This is a genomic window from Paenibacillus sp. MDV22-iso6 (genome assembly GCF_058408365.1).
The window spans coordinates 470,210-471,538 of record NZ_JBZVDZ010000006.1 but is presented as its reverse complement, the minus strand read 5'-3'; the positions used below and the strand labels follow the sequence as shown (position 1 = coordinate 471,538).

The window sequence follows — 1,329 nt, the reverse complement described above, 5'->3', positions numbered from 1 at the left end:
CAGTAGGCCCCGTTGCACCTGTGGCTCCAGTTGTTCCCGTTCCCGTTGCCCCTGTCGCACCTGTTACCCCAGTAAGTCCTGTTGCACCAGTGGCTCCAGTTGCTCCGGTTCCGGTTGCACCTGTCACACCAGTTACACCTGTTACCCCAGTAGATCCTGTCGCGCCGGTGGTTCCTGTTGTTCCCGTTGGTCCTGTCGTACCGGTGACCCCAGTTAAGCCCGTTGCACCTGTGGCTCCAGTTGTTCCTGTTCCGGTTGCGCCTGTCACCCCAGTTACACCCGTCGCACCTGTGGCTCCGGTTGTTCCTATTCCGGTGGCACCTGTCACACCTGTTACCCCAGTAAGACCCGTTGCACCTGTGGCTCCAGTTGTTCCTGTTCCGGTTGCACCTGTCACACCAGTTACCCCAGTAATGCCCGTTGCACCTGTAGCTCCCGTAGCTCCTGTTCCGGTTGCACCTGTCGCACCAGTTACCCCAGTTGAACCCGTTGCACCTGTCACGCCAGTAAATCCTGTCGCTCCCGTGGCTCCAGTTACTCCAGTAAGCCCCGTTGCCCCAGTGGCTCCGGTTGTTCCAGTTCCGGTGGCACCTGTCGCACCAGCTACCCCAGTAATCCCCGTTGCACCAGTGGCTCCCGTAGCTCCGGTTCCGGTTGCGCCTGTAACACCTGTTACCCCAGTAGATCCTGTCGCGCCGGTGGTTCCTGTTGATCCCGTTCCGGTAGCACCTGTTCCACCAGTTACCCCAGTTGAGCCGGTGGCTCCAGTTGCCCCTGTAGCTCCCGTTCCTGTTGCACCTGTCACACCTGTTACCCCAGTAAATCCTGTCGCGCCGGTGGTTCCTGTTGTTCCCGTTCCGGTAGCACCTGTTGCACCAGTTATACCTGTTAAACCCGTCGCGCCTGTGGCTCCAGTAAGACCCGTTGCACCTGTGGCTCCCGTAGTTCCAGTTCCGGTGGCACCTGTCGCACCAGTTACCCCAGTAAGACCCGTTGCACCAGTAGCTCCAGTCGTTCCTGTTCCCGTTGCTCCTGTCACTCCTGTCACTCCTGTTACTCCAGTAAAACCCGTTACACCTGTGGCTCCAGTTGCTCCTGTTCCGGTTGCGCCTGTTGCACCAGTTACTCCAGTAAGACCCGTTGCTCCCGTGGCTCCGGTTGTTCCCGTTGATCCTGTCGTACCGGTGACCCCAGTTAAGCCCGTTGCACCTGTAGCTCCAGTTACACCGGTAAGACCAGTTGCTCCGGTAGCTCCGGTTGTTCCTGTTCCCGTTGCACCTGTCACACCAGTTACCCCAGTAATGCCCGTTGCACCAGTGGCTCCCGTAG

At 59.1% G+C, this 1,329-nt stretch carries 1 protein-coding gene; it reads right to left on the bottom strand.

The genetic code is table 11. The features are described from left to right. Positions 1 to 1,329: hypothetical protein (locus AC4PM4_RS19490; RefSeq protein WP_491614326.1), on the bottom strand; the 1,329-nt coding region annotated here is incomplete at both ends.